Source organism: Streptomyces sp. YKOK-I1, from assembly GCF_054660435.1.
In genome coordinates, this window is sequence record NZ_BAAGDR010000001.1 from 6,177,318 (window position 1) to 6,199,040 (window position 21,723).

Here is a 21,723-nt window from a genome sequence, read left to right on the forward strand (position 1 = left end):
CGTGGGGCGGGGTCAGCGGTGGTCGTCGTGGCGGCGCTGCCGGGGCTGCTGCCGCTGGGGCCGGCGGGCCGGGCGGGACCGGGCCGTGGCCGCGCCCCGGGCCGCCCGCGCGGCGGTCCCCTCGCGGAACGCGTCCGTGAGGCCCGGCGCGGGTTCGCCGGTGAGGACCTTGCTCTCGGTCCAGGTGAACTCCGCCCGGACGCCCTCCTCCTCGCTGAGCAGACCGAGCTCGTCGACGTAGGCGGCGCTCTCGGCACAGCGCCCGGCGTCCATGGCCTGCCAGCGGGCGACCGTGTGCGGGTCGGCCGCCTCGCGGGCGGTGAGCGCTCGGCGCATGGTGAAAACCCGGGCCTGCCCGGTCGCGGTGAGCCGGACCCGCAGCCAGTAGTGGCCGCCCCAGGCGGCCGGCGCGAAGTCCCAGTGCTCGGCGTCGGCCCGGGCGTGCACCGAACCGTCCCCCCACTGCTCGCTCGCCCGGCGCAGCGCCGCCACCAGATACGCCCGGTGCAGGGCGGCGGACCGGGCCGCGAGGGCCTGCTGGACGGTCCGCTCGTCCTCCTTCGAGGCCGGGACCCCGCTGCGCAGCACCCGCTCCAGGACGTCGATCGCGGCGGGTGACTCCGGCAGCGGGTCGACGCCCTCGGGCGCGGCGGCCCGCAGCACCTGCAGACGCAGCGCCGCGTCCTGGCGGGCGGTCTCGGCGCGCCCGGCCCGCTCGGACTCCTTGCGGGCGATGAGCGCGGCCTCGTCGAGGTAGCGCCGTACCGCCGTGGGCCGGCGTGCGACCGCCCGGCGGGCCTCCAGCAGACAGTCGTCGATCAGTTCCCGGCCCTCCGAGGTGAACGCCAGCGGCAGCCGGGCGAGCAGCTCGGCGCCCTCGCGCAGGACGTCCTCCTCGGTCAGCGCGGTCCTGTCGTCGGCACGGGGCCCGGGCGCCGGTCCGCCGGGCAGGTCAGCGCCCTCCGCGTACGCCTTGAGGGCGCTGTGGCGTTTGGCGCGCAGCCGGTCGTACCAGTCGGCGTGCTCCGGGTCCTCCCGGTGCTGGAAGGGCAGCCGGGCGGTGGCGCGGGCGGCCCGCTGGGCCTCGACCCGGCGCAGCGCCCGCTCGGTCGCGGCCAGCCGCTTCCACAGCATGTCGAGCGGGACGCCGACGGGCTGCACGGGCGCGGGCAGCGGCGGATCGCCGGGTCCGGCGGGGGCCAGGCCCAGCACGGTGATCCGGGCGTTGATCCCGGCCGCCGCCTCGGCCGCGCGCCGCCAGCACTCGCTGCCGTCCTCCAGCGACATCTGGCGCCTCGCCATGGCCTCCTGGTCCACGGCGACCTTGTTGTTGAACGCGGCCAGCGCCATGGTGCCGCGGAGCGCCAGCCGGGTGACGAGCAGCGCCCCGCTGAGGTCGGCGAGGCCGATCAGCGCGGGCACGATCATGTCGTGGAGCTGCTGGGCCGCCTCGTCCACGGCGTGGTCGACGGCGTGCCCGACGACATCGACATGGCCGGTCGCGGTGTGCGCGAGGTCGGAGACGCCGGTGTCCGGCAGATGCAGGCCGAGGTCGGGCTGGGCCATCGTCGGGTCGACCCCGGACGCCGAGACGTCCGGCATCACGGTGTACAGATCGGTACCGGCGTACGCACTGCTCACGCCATGCCTCCAGCACGGGAACCAGGGGTGGGGGACGGGGATGGGGTCGGGGGCTGGGTTGAGGGCTGGGTTGGGGGAGGGGCCTGGGTGCGGGAAGCGGCCGGGGACTGGGTTGAGGGAGGGGCCTGGGCGCCGGAAAGCGGCGGGGTCGAGGAAGGGGCCTCGGCGCGGGAAGCGGCCGGGCGCGGCGGCGCACCCGGGGTCGGGGACGGCGTCGACGGGGCCGGGGTCGCACCCGGGGGCGGCGGGGTCGGGGAGGTGGGTTCCGGGGGCCTGCGGGCGCCTGGCACGGTGCCGCGTGGACCGGCGGGGGGTGTGAGCGGGCCGCCGCTGCGGGCGTCCGCCTGGTAGTGGCGCCAGGCCCGGGCCCGCAGGACGGCCGAGACCAGCAGTGCCAGCACGGTCCCGGCCGGCCAGATCCACACCGCGAGGAAGAACGTCCCGGCGACCGTGCCCACCAGCGCGGCGGCGCCCACGGCCGCCCACAGGTAGCGCCTCAGGCCCCGCCGTCCGATCCGGCGGGTCAGCGGCAGCGCCCGGCGGGTCATCAGGCCCATCACCGAGAACCGGGGGTGGTACCAGGGGCCGACGTACCAGGCGGTCCAGCACTCGATGACCAGGAGCGCCGCCAGCGAGGGCACGCTCAGCAGCCAGGCGATCAGCACGGTGGACTGCGGCGCCCAGCCGTACACGTCGGCCAGGCCCACCAGGAAGGCGTGCGGGAAGAACAGCAGCAGCGCCCCGCCCGCGGCCCGGCCCAGCACCACCGGCAGCTCCAGCCGGCGCCGCACCAGCCGGGTGTGCTCCGCGCGCCGCCCGATGGCCGCGAGCTGCCGGCGCTCCTCCTGGGCCCGCCGGGTGTCCAGCGCCTGTGCCTCGGCGAGCGGCCGCAGCCGCAGGGCCAGCAGCAGCGGTACGGGTTCCACGGCCTCCTGAGCCAGCCGGGTGAACCAGGGCACCCGCGCGGGCAGGGCGCGCAGGGCGGTCCGCAGGTCGGAACGGAGCGCCAGGGTCACCGTGCGGGGGTCGGCGGCCAGCAGGAGCAGTTCGGCGGCGAGGACCGGGCCGTCGGCGGTCGCGGCGCGCAGGTCGTCCCGGTGGTCGCGCAGTTCGGGTATCTCCGACAGCCGGGAGGTGGCCCGCGTCCACTGGCCGTGGTGGTCCCGCCAGCGGTCGGCGACATACGTCAGTTCCTCGCCGCCGCGGCGCAGGGCCAGCCGGCGCAGCAGGTGCTGGCCGTGTGCGTACAGCTCGGTCATGACGGACACGCAGCCGCGGTCGCCGGCGGCGGCGCGCCGGGCGAAGGCCGTCAGATCGCCCATGCCCAGCGGGATGCCCCGGAGGCCGGGTTCCTGATGGGGCGCCATCCAGCCGATCAGATCGATCAGGGTCGCCGCGTCCGGTCCGCGCCGCGAGCCCCGCAGCCGGCCCAGCAGATCGTCGAGCGCCTCGGCCCGGCCCGTGTCCTGGTGCGGACGGAAGTGGGCGAGCCAGTCGGCCAGCTGCTCCCGCCCCCTGCTCCGGGACAGCCGGCGGATCATGGCGGGCCAGTCCGCGTCGAACACCTCGCCCAGCTCGGCGGTCGTGCCGAACGAGCGGCCCGCGTGCTCGAACAGGGGGGTCTCGGGGGCGGCGTCCTGCCTGCCGCCGGACCGGGACCGGGGCCCCTCGCGGGACACCCGGGGGGATTCGCGCCGGAGCCAGCGCCGTACCTCGTCCGCACCCCAGCGCCTTTCGTTGTCCCAGGTCAGCAGCCCTTCGCAGAGCAGCCGGACCCGGGGTGCGCGGATCCCGTCGAGGTCGATGTCACCGCGGTGGACGGCGTCCGCCACCGAGGCCGTCTCGTGGTGCGGGATGGGATGCCGGCCGAGCGCGGCCTCGGCCACGACCATCCCGAGCGCCCACCAGTCGTCCGCCGGCCGCATCATCCGCGTCGAGAGCTGCGCCTGCGGCGACGCGTACCTGTGGGTGCCGGCCCAGCCGCGGCGTGCGCGCGGGAAGGGCCCGGCGGCGGAGATGCCGAAGTCGATCAGGACCATGCTGCCGGCCAGGTCGTTCAGGTCGCCGCCGACGACCAGGTTGGACGGCTTGAGGTCGCCGTGCACCACCCCCGCCGTGTGCAGCGCGGTCAGCGCCCCGTGCAGCCGCGCCACGATCCGCTCGATCTCCGCCGCAGGCAGCGGGCCCGGGTGGTCGCGCAGCCGGGTCGCGAGATCCGTGGTGCCGTGCGAGGGCAGCACATGGAACGGCGCCCCCCGGTCGGCGCCCGCCTCCAGGACGTACGACAGTCCCTCGTGCAGCGGCCCCCGCGAGAGCACCGCGGTCACCTCGGGGTCCGGTACGGCGTCCGGGTGGTACCACTTGACGATCCGTTCGCCCCCGCCGTCCCGGCAGAGCACCCGGAACACGGCCGCCCGCAGCTCGGCGGAGCGTCCCTCCTCGGCGGCCCGGTGCACGGTCTGCTCCCCGCGCCGCGGCAGCTGCTCGCGCGACCGGAACCGGTCGGCCAGACAGGGCGGCAGCCCGATCGGGTCGCCCCGGGGGTCGGGCGCGGGTATGCCGCCGCCCTCCGGGAGCTCGACGAGCGTGGGCGGGGCCAGGTCGTCGTCACCGACAGGAAACGTCATGGAATTCACCTGCGCGCGGAAAGGACCCGGCGGTGGCCGGAGGCGGCGTACGGGAGGGTGTGTGAAGAAGCTGCGGAACGTTGTGCGGAACCCGGTGTGGAAACGGTGCGTGAATGTGTGCGGAATGGTGTGCCGGAAAGGGAATCCTGATGGACACGAGATACGGATCCGACGCGCCGCGCACCGAATTACGGGACCCGGGGACCGGCGCCCCGGCGCAGGAGGACACCTGGGCCGGAAGAGTAGCGAGACCGGGGTGCCGCGCACCGGGAAACGGGGAAATCCACCGACGGTACCGGGCGGATGCAGCGATCCGGAACGGACTGCCGGAAGCCGGGGCGGTCACGAGGGCCGCGCGGATATGTTGACCGCCATGAACCCTGATGGTCTGCCCGACCGTGCCGATCTGGTGCGGGAGTTGCGGCAGTTGCGCCGCGGGGGACTGCCCGCACTCCAGGCGCTGGTGCCCGAGGCGCTGCGCGCGGCCACCCTGCACGCCGGGTACGCCCGGGGCCCGGAGGACCTGGCCGACGGCGCGGAACGCCTTCTGCGCGCGGCGGCCGAGCGGCTCGGCACCGACGATCTGATAGGCCGCGCCGCCCAGTGCACCTTCGGTCTGCTGCCCGGCCGCCGCGGTGACCCGGCCGCGGACCGGCGCCGGGCGGCGGCCCTGGTCTACGGGGTGACCGGCGAGCGGTTCCGGCACAGCCAGGAGCGACAGGTCGTCGAGCAGCTCGCCGGGGCCGTGCTCGCCGAGGCCCGCGAACCCGGCGGGCGCCCGCCGCGGCCGGCCACGCCGGCTGGTGCCGGGGCCGCCCCGGCCGCCGCCGCTCGCATCGTCGTACCGCGCACCGGGCTGCCCGGCCGGGCCGGGTCCAGGCCGGTCACCGTGCATCTCGCGCCCATCGAACTGCTGCGGGACATCGACGTCCTGGTCTCCTCCGAGAACGTCCATCTGGAGATGTCGAAGTCGTTCCGGCCCACCGTCTCCGGGGCGCTGCGCCGGTCGGCCGTCGTGGGCTGCGCGGCGGACGGGCCGGTCGCCGACGTCCTCGCGGACGAGCTGGCCGCCTGGGTACGGGCCCGGCCGGGGGTGCTGCCGCTGCGGCCGGGCACGGTGGTGCCGACCGGTTCGGGCGCCCTCGCCGAGCGGGGGGTGCGGCGCGTCTACCACGCGGCCGTCGCGGTGCCGGACGGGCTGGCCTACCGCGTCGACCCGCAGCACATCGCCACCGCCGTCGCCGGCTGTTTCGCCCGGGCCCGCCAGGAGCGGACGGAGGCCGGGCTCGCGCTGCGCTCGATCTGCTTCCCGCTGCTGGGCGCGGGCCGGGGCGGTCTGGAGCGCGGGACCAGCGCGGAATGGCTGCGCTGGGCCATCGAGGACGCCCTCACCACCGACCCCGGCTGGTCCGTGCACGTCGTGACGCGCTACCCGGACGCGGCCCGCCTGTTCGGCGTGGAGGCGACGGAGAAAACGGAAGGGGGCTGAGAAGAGGTCGGACGCCCCGGTTCGAGGGGCGCCGGCAGGGGCGCATGCGACGCATTCGGGGGTACGTGAGGCTTGTAAGGGGGCGCGCGCGGCGCACTTCGGCGCACACCCCACGCGGCGCGTTCTCACGGCCGCCAGCTCGGGTCCGTCAGCCGCAGCCCACGCCCGGCCAGGCCCCGCTCCAGCCGCCGCAGCTCGCCGCGCGCCGGAACGCCGTACACGCGCGTGCCCGTCCCCGTGCCGTCCGCCCGCAGGCTCACCCGGGGCCCCGGCGGGTAGGCCCGGGCCAGATGGGGGCCGTAGCGGCGGACACCGAGGGGGGTGCGCGGGACGAGCCGCTGGTTGGCGGAGCCACGCCAGACCAGGTCCGTCGGCTCGGCGATCCGGAACCGGCCCGTCACGACCGCGTCCGCGCCCGCCAGCGCCTCCCACACCTCCCCCGGCACCTCGCCCGGCTCGTGACCTGTGTAGACGAGCAGGTCGGCGGTGCCTCCCGCGCGCTCGCGCAGCCGTCCGGCGCCCCGCAGCAGCGCGGCCAGCGCCACGGGCTGGGTGAGCGGCTCCCCACCGCTCACGGTCAGCCCCTCGGCCCCCCGCTCCAGGGCCGCCTCCCACAGGCGCAGCAGCTCACCGACGGTGGCGCCCCGGCCGCCCGCCGGATCCCAGGTGTGCCGGGACATACAGCCCGGACAGGCCAGCGCACAGCCCTGGAACCACAGGGCCAGCCGGCGGCCCGGACCGAGCGTCTCCACCGGGAAATACCCGTCGGCGACCCGCACCGCGATCTTCTCCGTCATTGATCCCCCCGCTACGGCATATGCCTGAAGCCGTATGCCGAAAACTCCACTCCCGCGGCGCCGCCCGTATTCGAAGATCTTTTCTCCGACTCCGGGCGCACCCCCGCCCAAGCGGAACGGAGCATATTCCGAGAGGCGCCGGAACGGCCCCGGTTTTCGGAAGTTTTCCAGCAACCCTCCGGTAACAGACCCGGTGCCCCGGTCGTTCGCCGGTCGATCTCCGGCTGATTTCCGGATGCGGGTAAATCCGGTGTCGTAAATCGCTCCCGCACGCCTTCGTTTATCCCCTAGGCTGCGCGCGAATCCCCGTGGGTGAACCGGGGAATCCGACGAGGGGGATGGAATGAGCGAGGTGAAGTCCGTCCCGGCGGACTACGGCCGCGCCCGCCTCACCACACGCACCCGCTGGCGGGCCACCCGCCGCGGGCGCCGGGACGGCAGGGCCGGCATAGGCACCGAGCATTACGCCCGGCAGCTGGAGCGCGGGACACGGATGGCACTGGACGACCTGATGGCCCGGTTCCTGAAGGACCGCGCGGCGGTCGTCGGCCGGGTGCACGAGGAGTCCGAGCGGGTCGTGACGGAGTACGACGCCCCGCGCGAGGACGGCCGGCGGCGCGAGGACGTCCCCGCGGCCCTGGCCCGCTTCGGCGGCTGGGTGGCGCAGTGGCGCACCGAGGTGACGGCCTGCCAGCAGCGCGGCCGGGCCCTGGCCGCCTGCGCCGACCAGGAACTGGCCCACTACGAGGCCGCGTACGCGCGCGCCGCCCGGCTGGAGGGGCTGCCGCCCGCCGGGAACCCCGGCACCGCGGCCCTCGACGGGCCGTGGACGGGGCCGCCCGACTGGCTGCTCGACGCCGTCGTGGTGAGCAGGGCGCTGCGGATTCTGGAGCAGAGGACCGGGCCGGCCGCCGCCGGGGCCGGTCGAGGAGAGCGGGGGAACAGATGAGAACGACCACCGACGGGGTGATCCGCCCGGCACGGATCGCCGCCGTACTGGGCGCGGCCGCGCTGCTGACGACGGCGTGCGGCCCGCTGGACGGGCCGCAGCGGCTCAAGGCCGACTGCGCGGTCGTCGTGGACGGCTCCGGATCCGGCGCCGACAGCGACGACGGCTTCCGGGCGAAGGAGAAACTGAAGACGACCCTGCCCCGCTTCCTCGACGACCACGGGTGCAAGTACCTCTCCTACGCGCCCATCACCTCCGCCTCGGAGGCCTCCTCCTGCCAGGTGCCGCGCATCGACATCGACCCCGACTCCGACAAGCGCTCCGAACGCGAGCCGCTGTGGACGCAGACCCGCGTCCTGGCCGAGGCCGGCGCCGAGAAGATGCTGGAGTGCGCCCGCGACCGCCAGCCCGGCTCCGACGTCCTCGGCGGGCTCACCCGGGCCGCCAACGTGCCCCGCGACGGCGACGGCACCTTCCAGGTCCTCGTGATCAGCGACTTCGAGCAGGCCGACCCCGGCTTCAAGCTCTCCAAGTACCAGCTGGCGACCCAGGCCGAGCGGGACACCGCCGTCGCCGCCATGGTCGACGGCCGCAATCTGCCCGACCTGCCCGACACCACCGTGTACCGGGTCGGTTTCGCCATGCGCGGCGGCAAGACCAGCCCCGAACACGTCGAACAGCTCGGCGCGTTCTGGAAGCAGCTGCTGGAGAAGGAGGTGAAGGTCGATGTCGACGACGGATACGGCGCCTGACGAGCCCCGCCGGCGGAGAATCCCCTTCCCCTTCCGCCGCTCCGAGGGCAGCGCCCCCGGCCTCGGCCGCACCGCCCCCGGAGCACCCCGCGGCCGGGTCCCGCTGTCCGAGACCCGTGAGGGCCGGCGCCTGCTGGACCAGGCCGAGAACGCCGGCCGCCGCGCCGCCACCGGCGGCACCCTCGACCCGTACGTCCTCGGCTCCGGGCGCCGACTGCCCTACTTCGGCCGGCTCCAGGGCATGCGCGACCACACCCGGGGCCGGGTGCTCGCCGAGCACCACGAGCGTGAGGAACGCGAGCTGCGCGCCTCCGCCGAGCTCTACGCCGACACCGCCGCCCGGGTCGCCGAGGCCCGCCGGGCCCGCGACAGCCAGGAGGAGGAGACCCGCCGCCGGCACGCGGCCGCCGCCCGGCTGGACCGCACGGCGACCCGGATCGCCGCCCGCGAGGACCGCCGCGACCGGCTGCTGCCCTGGATCGTGGCCCGCTCCGAGGGCCGCCGCCCGCACGGACCGGACCCGGACTCCCACCCCGAGCCCGGCACGGACGGCCCCGGCCACCCCGACCCCGCGTACCCGGCCGCCCCCGGCGAGGACGCCGGCCTGTACGCACCCGACGAACGGGACGGCGACCCCCTACGCAACCCGGCCCCCCGGGCCGCAGCCGCGGCCGAGGTGCCCTGGGAGGGACTGACCGAGACCTCGGCCATGGCCCGCTGGCCCCGGCGGTTCCTGACCCTGCTGCTGATCCTCGTCGAACTCCCCGTGTACCTCGGGGTGTTCCTGGCGATCCACGACGGCACACCGGAGGGCCGGGCCAGCGCGTTCCTGCTGACCGCGGCCGTCGGCGTCGCCATGACCCTCGGCCCCTTCCAGGCCGGCCGCCAGTGGCGCCGCCGGGGCGCGACCGCCGCCCTGTGGCTGGTCCTGCCGGTCGCGGCCGCGCTGGTCACCCTGTGGGGCTGGGCCGCCTGGTACCTGGGCGACCTGCGGGCCCGCATCGTCTTCCGGGACACCGACAGCCCCGCCCTCGCGGAGACCGCCCGGCAGCTCGGCGTCGACCTGCCGCCCGCGCCCACCCTGCTCGACCAGCTCCACCTGGACGAGCACACTGTCAGCGTCACCTTCATCGCCCTGCTGCTGCTCTCCGGCGGCATCGCCTTCCTGCTCGCCGTCTCCGAGGAGCACCCCTTCATCGCCGCCTACCGGCTGCACGGCGACCGGCTGGCGAAGGCCGAGGAGGAGCTGGCGCGGGCGGAGGCGGCGGTCGCCGCCGCCCAGCGCGAACAGGGCACCCTGGAGGAGCGGCGCACCGAACGCGCCCAGGCCCTCGCCGCCGAGCTCACGGCCGTGGACAACGTCTACGAGGCCGCGGCCCACGCCTACCTCGACGGCGTCCAGGCGGCCTCCCGGGACCCCGCGGTCACCGAGGGCGCGATGCGGCTGTCGACCCGCTACCCGCTCCTGCCGGAACTCCCGGTCCGGCGCTGAGCCCCGGCCGGCCTCCTGTGCGCACCCGCGCTCAGGAGGCCAGCCAGTCGTCCACCCCCGTCAGCAGCTTCGCCTTCACGCCCGCCGGGGCCGCCGAGCCCCGGACCGACTGCCGGGCCAGCTCCGCCAGCTCCTCGTCGGTGAAACCGTGGTGGTGCCGGGCGATCTCGTACTGCGCGGCCAGCCGCGCGCCGAACAGCAGCGGGTCGTCGGCGCCCAGCGCCATCGGCACCCCCGCCTCGAACAGCGTCCGCAGCGGTACGTCCTCGGGCTTCTCGTACACCCCCAGCGCCACGTTCGACGCCGGGCACACCTCGCAGGTCACGCCCCGCTCCGCGAGCCGCTTGAGCAGCCTCGGGTCCTCCGCCGCCCGGACGCCGTGCCCCACCCGGGTGGCGTGCAGATCGTCCAGGCAGTCCCGTACCGACGACGGACCGGTCAGCTCGCCGCCGTGCGGCGCAGACAGCAGTCCGCCGTCGCGCGCGATGGTGAAGGCCCGGTCGAAGTCGCGCGCCATGCCCCGCCGCTCGTCGTTCGACAGCCCGAAACCGACCACCCCCCGGTCCGCGTAGCGCACCGCCAGCCGGGCCAGCGTCCGGGCGTCCAGCGGATGCTTCATCCGGTTCGCCGCGACCAGCACCCGCATCCCGAGCCCGGTGTCCCGCGAGGCCGACTCCACCGCGTCCAGGATGATCTCCAGCGCCGGGATCAGCCCGCCCAGCCGCGGCGCGTACGAGGTCGGGTCGACCTGGATCTCCAGCCACCCGGAGCCGTCCCTGACGTCCTCCTCGGCCGCCTCCCGCACCAGGCGCTGTATGTCCTCGGGCCGGCGCAGACAGGACCGGGCCGCGTCGTACAGCCGCTGGAAACGGAACCAGCCCCGCTCGTCCGTGGCCCGCAGCCTCGGAGGCTCCCCGCTGGTCAGCGCCTCGGTCAGCGCCTCGGGCAGACGCACCCCGTACTTGTCGGCCAGCTCCAGCACGGTCGAGGGCCGCATCGAACCGGTGAAGTGCAGGTGCAGATGGGCCTTGGGCAGCTCAGAGACATCACGTACACGCTCCATCCGCCGATCCTGCCGTACGGCCGTGTCGTCCCGGTAGCCGATTGCCCGAACGTGGTCTTGCTCGCACACAACAACGAAGCCCGGCCCCGGATCCGGGACCAGGCTCCGTCGAAGCGGGACAGCCGTCAGTCCCGGGCCTCCGCCAGCAGCTTCTGGATGCGGCTCACGCCCTCGACGAGGTCCTCGTCGCCCAGCGCGTACGACAGCCGCAGATAGCCCGGCGTGCCGAAGGCCTCACCCGGGACGACCGCGACCTCGGCCTCGTCCAGGATGATCTCCGCCAGCTCGGTGCTGCTCTGCGGGCGCCTGCCGCGGATCTCCTTGCCGAGCAGCGCCTTCACCGACGGGTACGCGTAGAACGCGCCCTCGGGCTCCGGGCAGAGCACGCCGTCGATCTCGTTCAGCATCCGCACGATCGTCTTACGACGCCGGTCGAACGCCTCCTTCATCTTCTCCACCGCCGACAGGTCACCGGAGACGGCGGCGATCGCGGCGACCTGGGCCACATTCGAGACGTTGGAGGTGGCGTGGGACTGGAGGTTCGTCGCGGCCTTGACGACGTCCTTCGGGCCGATGATCCAGCCGACGCGCCAGCCGGTCATCGCGTACGTCTTCGCGACCCCGTTCACGACGACGCACTTGTCCCGCAGCTCGGGCAGGATCGCCGGCAGGGAGGTGAACACCGCGTCGCCGTAGACCAGGTGCTCGTAGATCTCGTCCGTCAGCACCCACAGGCCGTGCTCGACGGCCCAGCGGCCGATCGCCTCGGCCTCGGCGGCGCTGTACACCGCGCCGGTCGGGTTGGACGGGGAGACGAACAGCACGACCTTGGTCTTCTCGGTGCGCGCCGCCTCCAGCTGCTCGACCGAGACCCGGTAGCCGGTCGTCTCGTCGGCGACGACCTCCACCGGGACACCGCCGGCGAGACGGATCGACTCGGGGTACGTCGTCCAGTACGGCGCCGGGACGATGACCTCGTCGCCCGGGTCGAGGATCGCGGCGAAGGCGTTGTAGATCGCCTGCTTGCCGCCGTTGGTGACCAGGATCTGCGCGGCCTCGACCTCGTAGCCGGAGTCGCGCAGGGTCTTCGCGGCGATCGCGGCCTTCAGCTCGGGCAGGCCGCCGGCCGGCGTGTAGCGGTGGTACTTGGGGTCCTTGCAGGCCTCTACGGCCGCCTCGACGATGTAGTCCGGCGTCGGGAAGTCGGGCTCACCGGCGCCGAAGCCGATCACCGGACGCCCGGCGGCCTTCAGGGCCTTGGCCTTGGCGTCCACGGCGAGGGTGGCGGACTCGGAGATCGCGCCGACTCGGGCGGAGACCCGGCGCTCGGTGGGAGGGGTTGCAGCGCTCATACGGCCCATGGTTTCAGACCGGAAACCCGCCCGGCACACGGGTTTCACCCACTGGGCAACTGGCTGAACATCAGACTGATTTCGTCCAAGACCACTTTCCGTTCGACCTCACGCTCAGGACCACGTACACTCATCCGTCGTTGGCCTTCAACAGCCGTGCCTCAACCGGTGCACACCGAGCACCCGGTCGGATGCGGTACGTTGGGGGACACACAAAGGGTCGTAGCTCAATTGGTAGAGCACTGGTCTCCAAAACCAGCGGTTGGGGGTTCAAGTCCCTCCGGCCCTGCTACACACACCTTCGCCAGGATGTGTGCGCATGTACGTACAGCAATGCACCGCCGTGCGGCTCAGACCGGGCGCGGCACGGCCACGACCCGGGAACAGGTGAGGACGAATGGCGGATGCCGTGGGCTCCATCGACACGCCTGATGCCCAGGACGAGTTGCCTGAGGCCAAGAAGAAGGGGCGGAAGGGCGGAAAGCGCGCCAAGAAGGGCCCGCTGAAGCGCCTCGCACTCTTCTACCGCCAGATCGTGGCGGAACTCCGCAAGGTCGTCTGGCCCACTCGCGGACAGCTGACGACTTACACGACCGTGGTGATCGTGTTCGTCGTCGTCATGATCGGCCTGGTGACCGTGATTGACTATGGACTCAGCCACGCCGCCAAGTACGTCTTTGGCTGAGCCGAGAGCGAAGGGCGCCGAGGTATCCGGCGCCCCTTTCGCATGTTCCACCCCTATGTATCCAGGAAGAAGCAGCCACCGTGTCTGACCAGAACCTGAACGACGCCATCGAGCCCGACGAGGTCGACGACGAGCTCGACATCGTCGAGGGCGCGGACGAGGTGGACGAGTTCGAGGCTGCCGACGCCGAGGCGGGCGAGCCCGCGGAGGAAGCAGCGCTCCACGTCGAGGACGAGGACGCCGAGGACGAGGTCGAGGACGACTCCGAGGAGTCGGAGGACGTCGAGGACGAGCTCGAGGCCGAGGAAGAAGAGCCGGCCGAGCCCGTCGACCCCGTCGTCGCCCTGCGCGAGGAACTGCGCACCCTCCCCGGCGAGTGGTACGTGATCCACACCTACGCCGGCTACGAGAACCGCGTGAAGACCAACCTGGAGCAGCGCGCCGTCTCGCTGAACGTCGAGGACTACATCTTCCAGGCCGAGGTGCCGCAGGAAGAGGTCGTCCAGATCAAGAACGGCGACCGCAAGACGATCCGCCAGAACAAGCTCCCGGGTTACGTCCTGGTCCGCATGGACCTGACGAACGAGTCCTGGGGCGTCGTCCGCAACACCCCCGGTGTCACCGGCTTCGTGGGCAACGCCTACGACCCGTACCCGCTGACCCTGGACGAGATCGTCAAGATGCTCGCCCCGGAGGCCGAGGAGAAGGCCGCCCGCGAGGCCGCCGAGGCCGAGGGCAAGCCGGCTCCGCAGCGCAAGGTCGAGGTCCAGGTGCTGGACTTCGAGGTGGGCGACTCGGTCACCGTCACCGACGGTCCGTTCGCCACGCTGCAGGCCACGATCAACGAGATCAACGCCGACTCGAAGAAGGTCAAGGGTCTGGTGGAGATCTTCGGGCGCGAGACCCCGGTCGAGCTGTCGTTCGACCAGATCCAGAAGAACTAGCTTCTTCCGGAAAGAGCTTCCGACCAGGTCAGGCGGGCTGTCACAGCCTGCCTGACCTGCTCGGTTTTTGGCCGCGCATCTATACCCGTTATCGTTGTGCGGTATGCCTGCGTTCGGTTGGTTCCCTGGCGCGGGCATGGACCCGAATGAAAGGACCTGGAGAGTAATGCCTCCCAAGAAGAAGAAGGTCACGGGGCTCATCAAGCTCCAGATCAACGCCGGTGCGGCGAACCCGGCCCCGCCGGTCGGCCCCGCGCTCGGTCAGCACGGCGTCAACATCATGGAGTTCTGCAAGGCCTACAACGCGGCGACCGAGTCGCAGCGTGGCTGGGTCATCCCGGTGGAGATCACGGTCTACGAGGACCGCTCCTTCACCTTCGTGACCAAGACCCCGCCGGCCGCGAAGATGATCCTCAAGGCCGCCGGTGTGGAGAAGGGCTCGGGCGAGCCGCACAAGACCAAGGTCGCCAAGATCACCGAGGCGCAGGTCCGTGAGATCGCCACGACCAAGCTTCCCGACCTGAACGCCAACGACCTGGACGCCGCTGCGAAGATCATCGCCGGCACCGCCCGTTCCATGGGCATCACGGTCGAGGGCTGACCTTCACCACCCCGTACTTCAGCAGTAGTGGCAGGGCCTGCTCGGCCCGTACCACGACTCCTCAGACACATCAGGAGCAGTAGTGAGCAAGCGCAGCAAGTCTCTCCGCGCTGCGGACGCCAAGGTCGACCGGGAGAAGCTCTACGCCCCGCTCGAGGCCGTCCGTCTCGCCAAGGAGACCTCCACCTCCAAGTTCGACGGCACCGTCGAGGTCGCCTTCCGTCTGGGTGTCGACCCGCGCAAGGCCGACCAGATGGTCCGTGGCACCGTGAACCTGCCGCACGGCACCGGCAAGACCGCCCGGGTCCTGGTCTTCGCGACCGGTGACCGTGCTGCGGCCGCGGAGGCCGCGGGCGCCGACATCGTCGGCTCCGACGAACTGATCGACGAGGTCGCGAAGGGCCGTCTGGACTTCGACGCCGTCGTCGCCACCCCGGACCTCATGGGCAAGGTCGGCCGCCTCGGCCGCGTGCTCGGTCCCCGTGGTCTGATGCCGAACCCGAAGACCGGCACCGTCACCCCCGACGTGGTCAAGGCCGTCACCGAGATCAAGGGCGGCAAGATCGAGTTCCGCGTCGACAAGCACTCGAACCTGCACTTCATCATCGGCAAGACGTCCTTCGAGGACACCAAGCTGGTGGAGAACTACGCCGCGGCGCTCGAGGAGATCACCCGTCTCAAGCCGTCCGCCGCGAAGGGTCGCTACATCAAGAAGGCCGCGATCAGCACCACGATCGGCCCCGGCATCCAGGTCGACCCGAACCGCACCCGCAACCTCCTCGTCGAGGAGGACCCGGCCGCGGTCTGAACCTGACGGTTCCTTTTCGGTCGGCGACGAGCCCCGCAACCTTTCGAGGTGCGGGGCTCGTCCCCTTTGGGGCACAGAGGTTTTTTCGTACGGCTGTCAGTGCTGTGCGTTACCGTGCAATCACGGAACTCTCATGGGGGTGGGGCGGATGAAGCGCACATGTGTGCGGACGGCGGGGCTGTCCATCGCGGCGATGAGCCTGCTGGCCGGGGTGACGGCCTGCCAGGCCTCGGGGGACTCCGGGAGCTCGTCCGGCTCCTCCTCGGGCTCCTCTGGCTCCTCCGGCGGCTCGGAGGGCGCACGGTTCGACCCCATCGCCGCGCTGCGCACCGCCGAGAAGTCCACCGACGGCGCCGACTCCGCCAAGGTCGAGTCGACCACGACCATGGGCTCCGTGATGTCCATGACGGCCGACGGGTCCCTCGCCTGGGGCGACGGCCTCACCGGCACGCTCACCATCACGTACACGGGCGGCACCATGGCCGACACCATGCGCCAGATGGGCAGCGACTCGATGGAGGCCCGCTACCTCCCCGACGCCTACTACGCCCGGATGGGCGACACCTTCGCCGAGCAGTCCGGCGGCAAGCACTGGATCAAGTACGCCTACGACGACCTGGAGACCCTCGGCGGGAGCGGTGGGGCGTATCTGAAGGACCAGATGCAGAACACCACCCCGAACCAGTCGGTGAAGCTCCTGCTGGCCTCCGGGGACGTCCGCAAGGTCGGCGAGGAGAAGGTGCGCGGACAGCGGACCACGCACTACTCGGGGACGGTCGACGTGGCCGACCTCGCCGAGAAGAACTCCAGCCTCAGCCGGAGCCAGCTCGACGACCTGAAGAAGACCCTGGAGCAGGCCGGCGTCACCACCGAGACCGTCGACATCTGGGTGGACGACCAGGACCTGCTGGTCAAGAAGGTGGAGAAGGGCGAGACCACGGCGGGCGCCTACAGCCAGACCGCGTACTACAGCGACTACGGCACCGAGGTGGCGGTCGAGGAGCCCCCGGCGAGCGACACCGCCGACTTCACCGAGCTGGTGAAGCAGCAGTCGGGCGGCTGAGCCGGCGGCCCCCTACGGGCGGATTTGCTTGACAGCGTCCGTCTCCCGTACGCTCCTACCGAAGCCAAAGACCGCTGGTCGTTGCCGTGCTCTCGCGAGAGGGTCCGGCGGCCGAAGGATCCGCTTGATATGCGGACGACCCGCGCAGGTGACTGTGGAAGTGCTCCCGGGCCGAAACCGTCCTTCGACGGATCTCGTTCGGTCGAGCTACGCCCCGTGCGCCTGCGCCGGGGCGTTTCGTCTGTCCCAGCCCCTTCCGAGCGGTCCTCATCACCCGGAAGGAGGCCGACGCTCTATGGCAAGGCCCGACAAGGCTGCCGCGGTGGCCGAGCTCACGGAGCAGTTCCGTAGCTCGAACGCCGCCGTGCTGACCGAGTACCGGGGTCTCACCGTGGCGCAGCTCAAGACGCTGCGCCGTTCGCTCGGTGAGAACGCCCAGTACGCCGTGGTGAAGAACACGCTGACCAAGATTGCGGCCAACGAGGCCGGGATCACGACGCTCGACGACCTGTTCAACGGTCCGACGGCGGTCGCCTTCGTCACCGGTGACCCGGTGGAGTCGGCGAAGGGTCTTCGTGACTTCGCCAAGGACAACCCGAACCTCGTCATCAAGGGCGGTGTCCTTGACGGCAAGGCGCTGTCCGCCGACGAGATCAAGAAGCTTGCGGACCTCGAGTCCCGCGAGGTTCTGCTCGCCAAGCTGGCGGGCGCCATGAAGGGCAAGCAGACGCAGGCTGCTCAGGTCTTCCAGGCGCTCCCGTCGAAGTTCGTCCGCACCGCGGAGGCGCTTCGTGCCAAGCAGGCCGAGCAGGGCGGTGCCGAGTAATTCGGCTCGCGTAATGACCGCCGCCTCCAGGCAGTCCGCCTGGGGCAGGGGGTCGTAGCGGGCCGAACGTACGCCCGCCAGACATGTACATCCGGCACCAGCCGAAATTAGTGGAAGGAAAGCCATCATGGCTCTCACCCAGGACGAACTGCTCGCCGAGTTCGAGAACATGACCCTGATCCAGCTCTCCGAGTTCGTGAAGGCGTTCGAGGAGAAGTTCGACGTCACCGCCGCCGCCGCGGTCGCCGTCGCGGGCCCGGCCGGCCCGGCCGCCCCCGCCGAGGCCGTCGAGGAGCAGGACGAGTTCGACGTCGTCCTCACCGGCGCCGGCGAGAAGAAGATCCAGGTCATCAAGGTCGTGCGTGAGCTGACCTCGCTGGGCCTGAAGGAGGCCAAGGACCTCGTGGACGGCGCCCCGAAGCCCGTTCTCGAGAAGGTCACCAAGGAGGCCGCGGAGAAGGCCGCCGAGTCCCTCAAGGGCGCCGGCGCCTCCGTCGAGGTCAAGTAACACCCTCCGGGCCCACCAGGTCCGGAACCCGGGCTCAGCGAGCCTGTAACGCGCAAGCGCCGAAGAGCGATCATCCATCCGGGTGGTCGCTCTTCGGCGTTCCCGGAGCGCGGCCACGGTTGCCTTGCACCCGTGACGGCGGGGGGTATGGTGATCTTCGTCGTGTCTCCGGCGGCCCCGGGTTTACGCAGGGGGGCCTTGACGAACCGCACGCAGCGCGCAATTCTCAGGACGCGTCGTCACAAGGATCCGAATCCGAGGCATGGATCGACGGCGAAGAGGGCAGTATCAACGCGGTGAAGGCAGGATGTGGCGCAGGCGTTGAGGACAGCAAGGGTCTCTGAAAAACGGGACTGGACATCAGTGTGCCGAGTGGCTACACTGACCCTTTGCGCTGCCTGTTAGCTGTCCCCTGTCCGTCACCAGGGGTCTGCCCTCCCTTGACATCGACGACACGATCATCCCTGACCTGGGATTTTCTGTCTCCGTGTGCACGAGAGGGGCCGGTACGCGCGTAGTGAGTCCGAGCCCTCGGAAGGACCCCCTCTTGGCCGCCTCGCGCAACGCCTCGACCGCGAATACGAACAACGCCGCCAGCACCGCCCCGCTGCGCATCTCTTTTGCAAAGATCAAGGAGCCTCTCGAGGTTCCGAACCTGCTCGCGCTGCAGACCGAGAGCTTCGACTGGCTGCTCGGCAACACCGCTTGGCAGAGTCGGGTCGAGGAGGCTCTGGACAACGGTCAGGACGTCCCCACCAAGTCCGGCCTCGAGGAGATCTTCGAGGAGATCTCCCCGATCGAGGACTTCTCCGGGTCGATGTCGCTGACCTTCCGCGACCACCGTTTCGAGCCGCCGAAGAACAGCATCGACGAGTGCAAGGACCGCGACTTCACGTACGCGGCCCCGCTCTTCGTGACGGCCGAGTTCACCAACAACGAGACCGGCGAGATCAAGTCCCAGACGGTCTTCATGGGCGACTTCCCGCTCATGACGCACAAGGGCACCTTCGTCATCAACGGCACCGAGCGTGTCGTGGTGTCGCAGCTGGTCCGTTCGCCGGGTGTCTACTTCGACTCCTCGATCGACAAGACGTCCGACAAGGACATCTTCTCCGCCAAGATCATCCCCTCCCGGGGTGCCTGGCTGGAGATGGAGATCGACAAGCGCGACATGGTCGGCGTCCGCATCGACCGCAAGCGCAAGCAGTCCGTGACCGTCCTCCTGAAGGCGCTCGGCTGGACCACCGAGCAGATCCTCGAGGAGTTCGGCGAGTACGAGTCCATGCGCGCCACCCTGGAGAAGGACCACACCCAGGGCCAGGACGACGCGCTGCTCGACATCTACCGCAAGCTCCGTCCGGGCGAGCCCCCCACGCGTGAGGCCGCGCAGACGCTGCTCGAGAACCTCTACTTCAACCCCAAGCGCTACGACCTCGCCAAGGTCGGCCGCTACAAGGTCAACAAGAAGCTGGCCGCGGACGCGCCGCTGGACGCCGGTGTCCTGACCGTCGAGGACGTCATCGCGACGATCAAGTACCTGGTCAAGCTGCACGCCGGCGAGACCGAGACGGTCGGCGACAGCGGTCAGACGATCGTCGTCGAGACCGACGACATCGACCACTTCGGCAACCGTCGTCTGCGCAGCGTCGGCGAGCTCATCCAGAACCAGGTCCGTACGGGTCTGGCGCGTATGGAGCGCGTCGTGCGCGAGCGCATGACGACCCAGGACGTCGAGGCGATCACGCCGCAGACCCTGATCAACATCCGGCCGGTCGTCGCCTCCATCAAGGAGTTCTTCGGCACCAGCCAGCTGTCGCAGTTCATGGACCAGAACAACCCGCTGTCGGGTCTCACCCACAAGCGCCGTCTGTCGGCTCTTGGCCCGGGTGGTCTCTCCCGTGAGCGGGCCGGCTTCGAGGTCCGTGACGTGCACCCCTCGCACTACGGCCGTATGTGCCCGATCGAGACGCCCGAAGGCCCGAACATCGGTCTGATCGGCTCGCTCGCCTCCTACGGTCGCGTCAACGCGTTCGGTTTCGTCGAGACCCCGTACCGCAAGGTCGCCGGCGGCCAGGTCACCGACGAGGTCGACTACCTGACGGCCGACGAAGAGGACCGCTACGTCATCGCGCAGGCGAACGCCACGCTCAACGACGACATGCGCTTCACCGAGAACCGCGTCCTGGTCCGCCGCCGCGGCGGCGAGGTCGACTACGTCCCCGGTGACGACGTGGACTACATGGACGTCTCGCCGCGCCAGATGGTGTCGGTCGCGACCGCCATGATCCCGTTCCTCGAGCACGACGACGCCAACCGTGCCCTCATGGGCGCGAACATGATGCGCCAGGCCGTGCCGCTCATCAAGAGCGAGTCCCCGCTCGTCGGCACCGGCATGGAGTACCGCTCCGCCGTCGACGCCGGCGACGTGGTCAAGGCCGAGAAGGCGGGTGTGGTCCAGGAGGTCTCCGCGGACTACATCACCACCGCCAACGACGACGGCACCTACATCACCTACCGGCTGGCCAAGTTCGCCCGCTCCAACCAGGGCACCTCGGTCAACCAGAAGGTCATCGTCAACGAGGGCGACCGGATCATCGAGGGCCAGGTCCTCGCCGACGGTCCGGCCACCGAGAACGGCGAGATGGCGCTGGGCAAGAACCTGCTCGTGGCGTTCATGCCGTGGGAGGGTCACAACTACGAGGACGCGATCATCCTGTCGCAGCGCCTCGTGCAGGACGACGTCCTCTCCTCGATCCACATCGAGGAGCACGAGGTCGACGCCCGTGACACCAAGCTCGGCCCCGAGGAGATCACCCGGGACATCCCGAACGTCTCCGAGGAGGTCCTCGCCGACCTCGACGAGCGCGGCATCATCCGTATCGGTGCCGAGGTCGTCGCCGGTGACATCCTCGTCGGCAAGGTCACCCCGAAGGGCGAGACCGAGCTGACGCCCGAGGAGCGCCTGTTGCGCGCGATCTTCGGTGAGAAGGCCCGTGAGGTCCGTGACACCTCGCTGAAGGTCCCGCACGGCGAGATCGGCAAGGTCATCGGCGTCCGTGTCTTCGACCGCGAGGAGGGCGACGAGCTTCCCCCCGGTGTGAACCAGCTGGTGCGCGTGTACGTGGCGCAGAAGCGCAAGATCACCGACGGTGACAAGCTCGCCGGCCGTCACGGCAACAAGGGTGTCATCTCCAAGATCCTGCCCATCGAGGACATGCCGTTCCTCGAGGACGGGACCCCGGTCGACATCATCCTCAACCCGCTCGGTGTGCCGTCCCGAATGAACCCGGGACAGGTCCTGGAGATCCACCTCGGCTGGCTCGCCAGCCGCGGCTGGGACGTCTCCGGTCTCGCCGACGAGTGGGCGCAGCGACTGCAGGCCATCGGTGCCGACTCGGTCGCCCCGGGCACCAACGTCGCGACCCCGGTCTTCGACGGCGCCCGTGAGGACGAGCTGGCGGGTCTGCTCCAGCACACCATCCCCAACCGCGACGGCGAGCGCATGGTGCTCCCGTCCGGCAAGGCGCGGCTGTTCGACGGCCGTAGCGGTGAGCCGTTCCCGGACCCGATCTCGGTCGGCTACATGTACATCCTGAAGCTGCACCACCTGGTCGACGACAAGCTGCACGCCCGCTCGACCGGTCCGTACTCGATGATCACCCAGCAGCCGCTGGGTGGTAAGGCGCAGTTCGGTGGCCAGCGCTTCGGTGAGATGGAGGTGTGGGCCCTCGAGGCCTACGGCGCCGCGTACGCGCTCCAGGAACTGCTGACCATCAAGTCCGACGACGTCACCGGCCGCGTGAAGGTCTACGAGGCCATCGTCAAGGGCGAGAACATCCCCGAGCCCGGCATCCCCGAGTCCTTCAAGGTGCTCATCAAGGAGATGCAGTCGCTCTGCCTGAACGTGGAGGTGCTGTCCAGCGACGGTATGTCCATCGAGATGCGTGACACCGACGAGGACGTCTTCCGCGCGGCGGAGGAGCTCGGCATCGACCTGTCCCGGCGCGAGCCGAGCAGCGTCGAAGAGGTCTGACGGGAGTCCGGAGGCCTTCATCCAGAAGGCCTCCGGCCCCGGGACCCCCGTTTCAGACCCCAAGACTTACAACCCTGAGAGGGATTGACGCAT

General features: G+C 71.2%; 17 protein-coding genes and 1 tRNA gene. 13 read left to right on the top strand and 5 right to left on the bottom strand.

Translation table 11 applies throughout. The features are described from left to right. Nucleotides 1-12: 12 nt before the first annotated feature. On the bottom strand, nt 13-1,641 hold the full coding sequence (locus ACYQ8Q_RS27460; RefSeq protein WP_460068537.1) for a hypothetical protein: 1,629 nt from the start codon (nt 1,639-1,641) through the stop codon (nt 13-15). Then, nucleotides 1,638-4,268, bottom strand: coding sequence for a protein kinase domain-containing protein (locus ACYQ8Q_RS27465; protein ID WP_460068538.1), 2,631 nt, complete (start codon nt 4,266-4,268; stop codon nt 1,638-1,640). Before ACYQ8Q_RS27465 ends, ACYQ8Q_RS27460 begins: the two co-directional genes overlap by 4 nt. A gap of 373 nt (nt 4,269-4,641) precedes the next feature. Here ACYQ8Q_RS27465 and ACYQ8Q_RS27470 point away from each other — a divergent pair, with 373 nt between their 5' ends. Further along, nucleotides 4,642-5,757, top strand: coding sequence for a macro domain-containing protein (locus ACYQ8Q_RS27470; protein ID WP_460068539.1), 1,116 nt, complete (start codon nt 4,642-4,644; stop codon nt 5,755-5,757). A 125-nt stretch (nt 5,758-5,882) separates the two neighbouring features. On the opposite strand, the gene ACYQ8Q_RS27475 is transcribed toward ACYQ8Q_RS27470, so the two are convergent. Then, the gene (locus ACYQ8Q_RS27475) at nt 5,883-6,554 is read right to left on the bottom strand and encodes a 4Fe-4S single cluster domain-containing protein (RefSeq protein WP_460068540.1); all 672 of its coding nucleotides are present in this window, start codon (nt 6,552-6,554) and stop codon (nt 5,883-5,885) included. 343 nt (nt 6,555-6,897) lie between these two features. Here ACYQ8Q_RS27475 and ACYQ8Q_RS27480 point away from each other — a divergent pair, with 343 nt between their 5' ends. From ACYQ8Q_RS27480 to ACYQ8Q_RS27490, 3 genes are read left to right on the top strand one after another with little or no spacing between them, the layout of a single operon-like run. After that, complete coding sequence (locus ACYQ8Q_RS27480; RefSeq protein ID WP_460068541.1) at nt 6,898-7,503, top strand: hypothetical protein; 606 nt, start codon at nt 6,898-6,900, stop codon at nt 7,501-7,503. After that, on the top strand, nt 7,500-8,255 hold the full coding sequence (locus ACYQ8Q_RS27485) for a hypothetical protein (protein ID WP_460068542.1): 756 nt from the start codon (nt 7,500-7,502) through the stop codon (nt 8,253-8,255). Before ACYQ8Q_RS27480 ends, ACYQ8Q_RS27485 begins: the two co-directional genes overlap by 4 nt. Continuing rightward, nucleotides 8,230-9,747 (top strand): hypothetical protein, encoded by a 1,518-nt coding sequence (locus ACYQ8Q_RS27490; protein ID WP_460068543.1) that lies wholly within the window; start codon nt 8,230-8,232, stop codon nt 9,745-9,747. Before ACYQ8Q_RS27485 ends, ACYQ8Q_RS27490 begins: the two co-directional genes overlap by 26 nt. A gap of 31 nt (nt 9,748-9,778) precedes the next feature. Here the strand turns inward: ACYQ8Q_RS27490 and ACYQ8Q_RS27495 are convergent, their stop codons facing one another. Beyond that, nucleotides 9,779-10,810 (bottom strand): adenosine deaminase, encoded by a 1,032-nt coding sequence (locus ACYQ8Q_RS27495; RefSeq protein ID WP_460068544.1) that lies wholly within the window; start codon nt 10,808-10,810, stop codon nt 9,779-9,781. A 125-nt stretch (nt 10,811-10,935) separates the two neighbouring features. Beyond that, on the bottom strand, nt 10,936-12,162 hold the full coding sequence (locus tag ACYQ8Q_RS27500; protein ID WP_460068545.1) for a pyridoxal phosphate-dependent aminotransferase: 1,227 nt from the start codon (nt 12,160-12,162) through the stop codon (nt 10,936-10,938). 216 nt (nt 12,163-12,378) lie between these two features. Here ACYQ8Q_RS27500 and ACYQ8Q_RS27505 point away from each other — a divergent pair. From ACYQ8Q_RS27505 to rpoB, 9 genes are all read left to right on the top strand, one after another. Beyond that, nucleotides 12,379-12,451, top strand: a tRNA-Trp gene (locus tag ACYQ8Q_RS27505). A gap of 108 nt (nt 12,452-12,559) precedes the next feature. Beyond that, a complete protein-coding gene (gene secE, locus ACYQ8Q_RS27510; protein WP_055631382.1) occupies nt 12,560-12,847 on the top strand; it encodes a preprotein translocase subunit SecE in 288 nt (95 codons plus the stop codon). Between the two features lie 80 nt (nt 12,848-12,927). Beyond that, nucleotides 12,928-13,791, top strand: coding sequence for a transcription termination/antitermination protein NusG (gene nusG, locus ACYQ8Q_RS27515; RefSeq protein ID WP_460068546.1), 864 nt, complete (start codon nt 12,928-12,930; stop codon nt 13,789-13,791). Nucleotides 13,792-13,957: 166 nt separating this feature from the next. Beyond that, nucleotides 13,958-14,392: a 50S ribosomal protein L11 gene (rplK, locus tag ACYQ8Q_RS27520; protein WP_055631380.1), complete on the top strand. Its 435-nt coding sequence runs from the start codon at nt 13,958-13,960 to the stop codon at nt 14,390-14,392. Between the two features lie 82 nt (nt 14,393-14,474). After that, nucleotides 14,475-15,200: a 50S ribosomal protein L1 gene (rplA, locus tag ACYQ8Q_RS27525; RefSeq protein ID WP_460068547.1), complete on the top strand. Its 726-nt coding sequence runs from the start codon at nt 14,475-14,477 to the stop codon at nt 15,198-15,200. Between the two features lie 148 nt (nt 15,201-15,348). Then, complete coding sequence (locus tag ACYQ8Q_RS27530; RefSeq protein WP_460068548.1) at nt 15,349-16,263, top strand: LolA-like protein; 915 nt, start codon at nt 15,349-15,351, stop codon at nt 16,261-16,263. 295 nt (nt 16,264-16,558) lie between these two features. Further along, nucleotides 16,559-17,089, top strand: coding sequence for a 50S ribosomal protein L10 (rplJ, locus tag ACYQ8Q_RS27535; RefSeq protein ID WP_340376818.1), 531 nt, complete (start codon nt 16,559-16,561; stop codon nt 17,087-17,089). Nucleotides 17,090-17,213: 124 nt separating this feature from the next. Continuing rightward, on the top strand, nt 17,214-17,597 hold the full coding sequence (gene rplL / locus ACYQ8Q_RS27540; RefSeq protein WP_358990942.1) for a 50S ribosomal protein L7/L12: 384 nt from the start codon (nt 17,214-17,216) through the stop codon (nt 17,595-17,597). A gap of 547 nt (nt 17,598-18,144) precedes the next feature. Then, nucleotides 18,145-21,630 (top strand): DNA-directed RNA polymerase subunit beta, encoded by a 3,486-nt coding sequence (gene rpoB / locus ACYQ8Q_RS27545; protein ID WP_460068549.1) that lies wholly within the window; start codon nt 18,145-18,147, stop codon nt 21,628-21,630. The last annotated feature ends 93 nt before the right edge of the window (nt 21,631-21,723 follow it).

Excerpts from the sequence above, each read along its gene's own strand:
- ACYQ8Q_RS27530 (WP_460068548.1), top strand. The coding sequence starts at position 15,349 with ATGAAGCGCACATGTGTGCGGACGGCGGGGCTGTCCATCGCGGCGATG.
- ACYQ8Q_RS27465 (WP_460068538.1), bottom strand. The coding sequence starts at position 4,268 with ATGACGTTTCCTGTCGGTGACGACGACCTGGCCCCGCCCACGCTCGTC.
- rplJ (WP_340376818.1), top strand. The coding sequence starts at position 16,559 with ATGGCAAGGCCCGACAAGGCTGCCGCGGTGGCCGAGCTCACGGAGCAG.
- rplK (WP_055631380.1), top strand. The coding sequence starts at position 13,958 with ATGCCTCCCAAGAAGAAGAAGGTCACGGGGCTCATCAAGCTCCAGATC.
- ACYQ8Q_RS27490 (WP_460068543.1), top strand. The coding sequence starts at position 8,230 with ATGTCGACGACGGATACGGCGCCTGACGAGCCCCGCCGGCGGAGAATC.
- ACYQ8Q_RS27470 (WP_460068539.1), top strand. The coding sequence starts at position 4,642 with ATGAACCCTGATGGTCTGCCCGACCGTGCCGATCTGGTGCGGGAGTTG.
- ACYQ8Q_RS27475 (WP_460068540.1), bottom strand. The coding sequence starts at position 6,554 with ATGACGGAGAAGATCGCGGTGCGGGTCGCCGACGGGTATTTCCCGGTG.
- ACYQ8Q_RS27495 (WP_460068544.1), bottom strand. The coding sequence starts at position 10,810 with ATGGAGCGTGTACGTGATGTCTCTGAGCTGCCCAAGGCCCATCTGCAC.
- secE (WP_055631382.1), top strand. The coding sequence starts at position 12,560 with ATGGCGGATGCCGTGGGCTCCATCGACACGCCTGATGCCCAGGACGAG.
- ACYQ8Q_RS27500 (WP_460068545.1), bottom strand. The coding sequence starts at position 12,162 with ATGAGCGCTGCAACCCCTCCCACCGAGCGCCGGGTCTCCGCCCGAGTC.
- ACYQ8Q_RS27485 (WP_460068542.1), top strand. The coding sequence starts at position 7,500 with ATGAGAACGACCACCGACGGGGTGATCCGCCCGGCACGGATCGCCGCC.
- ACYQ8Q_RS27480 (WP_460068541.1), top strand. The coding sequence starts at position 6,898 with ATGAGCGAGGTGAAGTCCGTCCCGGCGGACTACGGCCGCGCCCGCCTC.